This is a genomic window from Dapis hubbardiae BLCC-M172 (genome assembly GCF_050016015.1).
Classification (GTDB): domain Bacteria; phylum Cyanobacteriota; class Cyanobacteriia; order Cyanobacteriales; family Microcoleaceae; genus Trichodesmium.
On the sequence record NZ_JBNHEQ010000268.1, the window covers coordinates 26152 to 34089 of the forward strand.

Sequence of the window (7938 nt, forward strand, 5' to 3'; positions counted from 1 at the left end):
CACCAAGTCTCCAGGATTTGACGTTTGAAGAGTTTAGGGTAGAGATATAGCGCTACGTCCAAATCAAAAGATAAAAGTTCAATAATTAATAATTGATTGTTAATTGTTAATTGCTGAAATTAGACCTCTCCGGAAAAGAGGGAGTAGGGAGTATTAATTTGAGAAACAGGGAGTGGAAAATAAGAAAAACAACTGTACCTCAATAATTTGAGAAACGCTATATATCTAAACTGTGTGACAACTAATATCAAGTCTCATTAATTAGCCATAATAAAAATGTTATTCATCTCTAAGGGAGAATATTTTTGAAGTTTTTCCCTGCTCCCTACTCCCTACTCCCTAAATTTTTTATTGTGGTTATTCAAAGAGACATGATATAAGCGTTGATTTGGCGATAATTGCTGTAGAAGTTAAACTTATAAAGTAACAATAGAAAAAATAGGATAGTTTTAATATGGAATCTCAGAAGATTCTTGTGGTGGATGATGACCCAGCAATTAGAAACTTAGTTCATCGCTATTTAAGTCAACAAAACTATCAAGTAGAGTCTGCAGAAGATGGTGCAACAGCTTTAGTTTTGTTTAAAGAATTTCAACCAGACTTAGTTGTCTTAGATATGGATTTACCAGACACTAATGGTTTTCAGCTTTGTCAGGAAATGAAAAGCTATAATGATGTTTTTGTACTGATGTTGAGGAATTTAGATGATGAAACAACCACATATAAGATTGATTACTTCTGTGCTCACGATTATCTCAGAAAACCATTTGCTTTAGTAGAACTTGGTGCTCGTATTAGAGCAAATTTGAACCGTCAAAGACCAGATCCTCCAAAAAAATCAGAGCAACTCATATTCGGGGATTTAGTAATAGATTCTACTACTAGAGAAGCGAAATTTCAGAATAAAATTATTCCTCTAACTCATATACAATTTAATTTATTATCTTGTATGGCTAGTAAACCTGGCTATGCTTGGAAACGCTCCGAATTGTACAATAAAGTCTGGGATAGTGAATGGGTGGGAGACCTAAAGTGTTCTGATGTACACGTTGGTCAGATTCGCAAAAAGCTTAGAGAATCTGGCTGTGATTTTGAGTATATAACAACTGTTTGGAAAGTAGGTTATAAGTTTATGGAATCTCAGAAGATTCTTGTGGTGGATGATGACCCAGCAATTAGAAACTTAGTTCATCGCTATTTAAGTCAACAAAACTATCAAGTAGAGTCTGCAGAAGATGGTGCAACAGCTTTAGTTTTGTTTAAAGAATTTCAACCAGACTTAGTTATCTTAGATAATGATTTACCAGACACTACTGGTTTTCAGCTTTATGACGAAATGAAAAGTTATAATGAAATGAACAGTTATAATTATGTTTTTGGACTGATAATGGTAAGTTTAGATCACAGACCGGGCTATGGTTGGATTGGTCCCGATTATATCACAAAACCATTTAGTTTAGTAGAAATTGGTGCTCGTATTAGAGCAAATTTGAACCGTCAAAGACCAGATCCTCGAAAAAAATTAGAGCAACTCATATTCGGGGATTTATTCATAGATTCTACTACTAAAGAAGCGAAATTTCAGAATAAAATTATTCCTCTAACTCATATAGAATTTAATTTATTATTTTTTATGGCTAGTAAACCAGGCTATGCTTGGAAACGGTCTCAGTTGTGCAATAAAATCTGGGGTAGTGACTGGGTGGGAGACCCAAAGTGTATTAGTGTACACGTCGATCAGATTCGCAAAAAGCTTAGAGAATCTGGCTGTGATTTTGAGTATATAACAACTGTTTGGAAAGTAGGTTATAAGTTTGAAGCTCCAGTAGAAAATGATTCTCTAGAGGAGTAAGTAATTCTAATTTTGCCTGATAATTTTTATAAAAATTTGCTCCTCTTATTGTTTGAATCATCTGGACACGCTCACTCGATCAATACTTCAAAAAAATGCTGATATTGCTGTTGATATTTGTGTATTTTATAACTAATAAAAGTAACTAATAAAAAGCTTGAATTTGACTAATATAGAATCCGGGTAATTAATTATCGTATCGCGCTAGAATTCAGGACTCAGGAGTCAGGAGTCAGGAGAAAGAAAGCATTTGAATAGCATGAATTTTTAAATTCGTATTCAATAGAACATCTCTAAGTTGAGGAAGTAATTTTGCGATTACCGTATAACCGGATTTGATATAATACGTAATTGTTTATTCAATTATGACCACTATGATTTTTTCCTGAGTCCTATACAGGCAAATGGCCATTCCCCTAAAGGGTGATTTTGCGATAATTACCCTAGCAGTTAAACTTATAAAGTAAAGATGGAAAAAATAGGATAGTTTTAATATGGTATCTATTAAGATTCTTGTGGTGGATGATGACCCAGCAATTAGAAACTTAGTTCATCGCTATTTAAATCAACAAAACTATCAAGTAGAGTCTGTAGAAGATGGTAAAACAGCTTTAGTTTTATTTAAGAAATTTCAACCAGACTTAGTTGTCTTAGATATCAATCTACCTGATACTACTGGTTTTCATCTTTGTCAGGAAATGCAAAATTATAATGATGTGTTTGTACTGATGCTAACCAGTTTAGTTGATGAAGCGGATAAAGTCAAAGGTTTTGGCTTAGGTGCTGACGATTATCTGACAAAACCATTTGGTTTGGTAGAACTTGGTGCCCGTATTAGAGCAATCTTGAAGCGTCAAAGACTACCTTCTCAAAAAAAATCAAAGCAACTTATATTTGGGGATTTAGTAATAGATTCTACTACCAGAGAAGCGAAATTTAAGAATAAAATTATTCCTCTAACTCATATACAATTTAATTTATTATCTTGTATGGCTAGTAAACCTGGCTATGCTTGGAAACGCTCCGAATTGTACAATAAAGTCTGGGATAGTGAATGGGTGGGAGACCTAAAGTGTTCTGATGTACACGTTGGTCAGATTCGCAAAAAGCTTAGAGAATCTGGCTGTGATTTTGAGTATATAACAACTGTTTGGAAAGTAGGTTATAAGTTTGAAGCTCCAGCAGAAAATGGTTCTATAGAGGAGTAATTCATTAATGGATAATGGATAATTGATAATTACCTCTGGTTAAAACCGTAAGGGAATTGAATATAAGGAAATATCCTAGCACTTTTTTTCCCTTGTAGAGCGACAGCTCGCGGCGCAGCCAAGGGGAGGCTAATAAAGCTGAATTATTTAATTAATAATTATTCGATAATTTTAATTTTCCCAGATAATGTTGATAAAAATTTGCTCCTCTTATTGTTTGAATCATCTAGACACGCTTAGTCGATCAATACTTCAGATAATTGCTTATATTACGGTTTATATTTGTGGATTTTTTCACTAAGACAAAGCTTTAATTTGACTAACCTGATTTAGTAGTTTTTTTGTTGATTAAAATGTGAATATTTTATAGTAGGATAATCCCACACTGAAATATTTGTGTGGGAGTACATCACTAATAAAAATAAGCATCTACTGGAAGTTTAAAAGCGGACATGAATGCATTGAAGTTTTTCTGCCATTTGTGGTGAAAATTACAACAACATTAAGAGCAGTAGTAAGAAATTACCAAGGAAAAATAAAGGGGCTACAGAAGGTGATTTTTTCTTGTTTTCGCAAGGATAATTATCATCGTTGTGAGGAACAGTATCTACAATCAGAGTAATATTATCATTACCTACCACATATACAATCTCTTCAGGATCAATTGTAATTTCTTGGAGACATTTAGCATTCCATATACTACCCCGATAGCGGATTCTACCAAGTTCATTTGGGCGAATAATTTCATCAACAACTGCTTCCTTAGATCTGCTTAACAGATATGGATTATCTGAACCAGATTTTTTTAAAGTATTTAACATTTACAACTCCTATCCTAATATATAAGTTAATTGTGACGATTACCTGTAGAAAAATAGTAATTAATAATTAAGCTATGATTTGAGTTTGAAAATCTCCTACTCAAGTTTTTACTTACTTATATAAATAATCTTGAGTAAGTAAAACATCAAGTTGGTAACTACTATAGAAACTTTAGTATTAATTTTGTTCTATATTTTAAGCTTCGGTATTCCCAGTTGTAAATCTGGAATTTTTGCTCGAAAATAGAAACTTTTTTTCAATCAGTAGTTAAGCTCGCTTTTGTCTAAGAAAGTGAGATTTTTAATTTCCTTATTTCCCTTAAGAGCTGCTTCATATTACCAAGGTGAACCAATCATGGTAAATGCTGCCCAATAATAAGGATGAGATAAATCTCTCTTGCCTTCTCTAACTAACTCTAATGGTAAAGCTAAATGTTGATTACCATTTCGGAGAATATGACGATTTTCTAAATGCACGTCTCCCCTTAACATTGCCAATTGAGCTTTTCGTAACGCTTCTGCTTTAATAGGTCTTTTTGACAAATGTTGATAAAACTCAGTCATTAAAGCTAATGTGCCAGTATCGCTAACGTACCAAAGACTTGCCAAAGCAGACTTTACTCCAGCTTGTACTGCCAACCCTGCAAAACCTAACTCAGCATCTTCGTCTCCCACTGCAGTAGTACAAGCACTCAATACCAATAATTCAACTTGGGGACTATACAAACGTAACTGACGCAACTCATTTAACCGTAGCTTAGTATCCCAAAATTGAATATAAGAATTATCAGCACTCCCTGGATGAAATTCTCCATGAGTAGCTAAGTGAATAATTCTAAATTTTTCTTTGCTACGTTGTTGCTGTAAATTTTCCAGAGTAAATTCTTGATTTAAAAAAGACTTACCCTGCCAAAGATTATTTACAATGGTTTTAAGTTCTACAGGTACTGCTGGTAGAGGTGTTTGATTAGCATGAGCGGGAAATTCCGATGCTCCCATTGCCAAAACTTGAGAACCATTTAATCCGACATATCTTGTATCTGTTAAAGTAAAATTAGGAATTAACCCTAAACTATATTTTTCTACTAGGAATTGTTGACCATCGTGTAAAGCTGCTATTGGAATAGTTCTCAACCCACTATCCATCGAAAAAATTGTCATATTTATATTATTAGCTACCAACTCTTCAGCTATTGGAGCAATCAACCATTGATATAATTTTTGAGCATTTGATAAATAATCGTGAGAATCTAATTGACTAGGGGTTCTAATTTGGTTGCTGAATTTTTTAGCAACCTTCATTACCTCCTCCCTGCTTTTCTTAATACTTTTAACAACTGGTTTACCATTGGGCAAAAATAATTGTAGTTGTAAATAATTGGGTTGTGCAGAGACGTATATAATTGCTGGTTTGATGCCAATTTTGGCAACACTACTGAGAGTATTGCGGATATTTGCTGCTGTGGCAGTTCTCTTAGAGATATTTTTTCCTAAATAACTAGCAAATTCTCTGCCTCTGGTTAGCTCTATCTGGGATACGGTGTCTGTTAAGCTAATTTGATGGAAATTATTCTTGGGAGAAATTTCTGAAGCAGTAGTTGTAATATTTTCTTCTACGACTATGCTTGGAGTTAGTTTCTGCGAAGACTTACCTTGAGCTGGATTTTCTATAGCAACAGTTTGCTCGGAAACTGGTGGAGTTACAGTAGAGTTTGTATCTTCTAAAATAATAGTTGTTTCTGAATTTTCGACAATAAATTGAGAATTATCAGGTTGTGCTAATTCTACTGTAGTTTGATTTTCTAGGACTAATGGGGGAATTTGTTCTTCTGAATTTATGGATGTTTGGAGATGATCTACATTTTCTGTGACTGAGGTAGTAATTTCAGAACTGTCTAAAACTTGTGAACTTACTTCGGGATCTTGAGATGCTATCTGTACTTCTTGGTTTGTGTTTAAGGATAACTCATTATTTTCGTCAATAGGAACTTGAGGTGTTTCTACCTCAATATTGTCTGACACTTCGACTAATTCTAGATTTTCTGATGCTTCTACTAATTCTGGTTGAATTACTGTATCAGTTTGATTTTCTTCGTTAGAATTATTAGACTCTATTGTATCTGGTTGCAGTTGACTTTCTTGACTCTGTGATTCTGTGATAGTTTCAGTAGAGTTATTATTCTGTGGTTGAGAGTTTTCGACTTCTTTTAAATCAAACCTATTGGGTAGAGAGCGATCGGGCGAGATGGTAAATTTTCCATCTGTAATTGCTCCGACAGAACCGTTAGTTGTAGCGTTTCCTAAGGTAAAAGGTGTTTTTCCTGTACTAATAGTAATATTTCCCCCTGCTAATTCTCCAGCAGTAGAAATGCTAGCAATATTCTGATTTTGACTGAAAAAAGTACCTGTTATTCTGAGAGTATCATCTGTACTAATTTCTACATTACCTCCAATATTTCCACCTTCTGCTTTTACAGATATAACTTCAATATCATTTTCCGCACTCAATTTAACTTCCCCAGCATTTCCTGATGTAGCGCTGGAATTTATTCTACCTGTAGTTAGGCGATCGCCTGCCTCCAGATTAATATTTCCTCCTGTTGTTGTTCCTGTGGTAGTTAGTCTTCCTGTTTCTATAGCACCACCAGTAACAATATCAATTTTGCCTATACTATTTTCTGATGTATTTGTGGTAACATCTCCAACCTTGACATCTCCTTGAATGCTAGTAATGCTAATGTCTCCAGGTGCGGAAATATCGCCAGTGAGAATATCTCGATTAGCATTTAGAGTAATTTTGGCACCATCTATTCCAGTTATTGTACCTGTACCTGTAATTGTTTCTGCTTGGATAGTCAGGGGATCGTGAAATCTCACTCCATTGTTGTTGTTGTTTTCTGGAGAATATATAGTAATAGTACCGGAATTTTCAGATTTCCCGATGGTAATAGATGCAAAACCATTTACCAAAGTTGCTAAGTCTGATGTTGTTAGGTTAAGCGCTTCTGTATTTTCAAACCCTCCCAGAGTAATATTTTGATTTTCTGATGCTGACTGTAGAGTAAGTTTTCCATTACTACTAATACTATTTTCTCCACCTAAAAGGTTAATTTCGTTTCCAGTCAGAGAAATATTGCCAGTTTCTATGCTGTCACTTGATGTTGATATTCGCCGAAGGTTGAGAGTATTTTCAGATATAATATCAATATTTCCACCACTTTGTTTACCTTCAGCATTAATATTTTCTGTATCAATATCAGTAGCAGCATTTATCGTAATATCCCCACCCTTACCATTTGCAGAAGTAGCATCTATACCTACTGTTGTAATCTCAATCCTACCTGTTTGACTATTGAGATTAATATTTCCACCTCTGGAGTCTCCACTGGAATTAATTTCTCCTGTAATAACATCTCCCTGAGCATCAATATTTATATCTCCTCCATTACTTTCTAATGTTGTATTTGAATTAGCGGTAGATAAGTTATTAGACATAACAAAACCTTGACTACTGCTAAGATTTAGTTCTCCTCCTTTTGTATTAATAGTACCTGTATTGATTGTTGTTCCAGAAATACTAATTCCTGCTCCTTGAGTATTAATAGTATTTTCTGAATCTATCGTAAATGAACCTAAATTATTTTGGTCACTATCTGCTATAAATGAGATTTTACCTCTTGTATTTGCTAAGTTTAATTCAGCTTCAGATAAATTGTTGATAGTTATGTTTTCTGATGCTTCGATCCTAATATTTGTATTTGATATATTTTCTATTGATGATTTAGTAATCTGAGATTCTGTTGCTATTTCTCCAGTTAAAGGATTATCTTCTATTGATGATTCAGCAATTTCAGATTCTGTTGCTATTTCTCCAGTTAAAGGATTATCTTCTATTGATGATTTAGTAATCCGAGATTCTGTTGCTATTTCTCCAGTTAAAGGATTATCTTCTATTGATGATTCAGCAATTTCAGATTCTGTTGCCGTTTCTTCAGTTAAAGTATTATCTTCTATTGATGATTCAGCAATTTCAGATTCTGTTGCCGTTTCTTCAGTT

General features: G+C 34.0%; 4 protein-coding genes. 2 read left to right on the forward strand and 2 right to left on the reverse strand.

All coding sequences use genetic code 11. From position 1 onward, the window contains the following. The first annotated feature begins 454 nt into the window (after positions 1 to 454). Together ACP6PK_RS24785 and ACP6PK_RS24790 are read left to right on the forward strand one after the other, a co-directional pair. Positions 455 to 1852 (forward strand): response regulator transcription factor, encoded by a 1398-nt coding sequence (locus tag ACP6PK_RS24785; RefSeq protein ID WP_426563553.1) that lies wholly within the window; start codon positions 455 to 457, stop codon positions 1850 to 1852. Between the two features lie 494 nt (positions 1853 to 2346). After that, complete coding sequence (locus ACP6PK_RS24790) at positions 2347 to 3060, forward strand: response regulator transcription factor (RefSeq protein WP_426563555.1); 714 nt, start codon at positions 2347 to 2349, stop codon at positions 3058 to 3060. Between the two features lie 491 nt (positions 3061 to 3551). Here the strand turns inward: ACP6PK_RS24790 and ACP6PK_RS24795 are convergent, their stop codons facing one another. Both ACP6PK_RS24795 and ACP6PK_RS24800 read right to left on the reverse strand, forming a co-directional pair. Next, a complete protein-coding gene (locus ACP6PK_RS24795; RefSeq protein WP_143438347.1) occupies positions 3552 to 3881 on the reverse strand; it encodes an NfeD family protein in 330 nt (109 codons plus the stop codon). Between the two features lie 336 nt (positions 3882 to 4217). Then, positions 4218 to 7938: CHAT domain-containing protein (locus ACP6PK_RS24800; RefSeq protein WP_426563558.1), on the reverse strand; the 3721-nt coding region annotated here is incomplete at its 5' end.

Excerpts from the sequence above, each read along its gene's own strand:
- ACP6PK_RS24785 (WP_426563553.1), top strand. The coding sequence starts at position 455 with ATGGAATCTCAGAAGATTCTTGTGGTGGATGATGACCCAGCAATTAGA.
- ACP6PK_RS24790 (WP_426563555.1), top strand. The coding sequence starts at position 2,347 with ATGGTATCTATTAAGATTCTTGTGGTGGATGATGACCCAGCAATTAGA.
- ACP6PK_RS24795 (WP_143438347.1), bottom strand. The coding sequence starts at position 3,881 with ATGTTAAATACTTTAAAAAAATCTGGTTCAGATAATCCATATCTGTTA.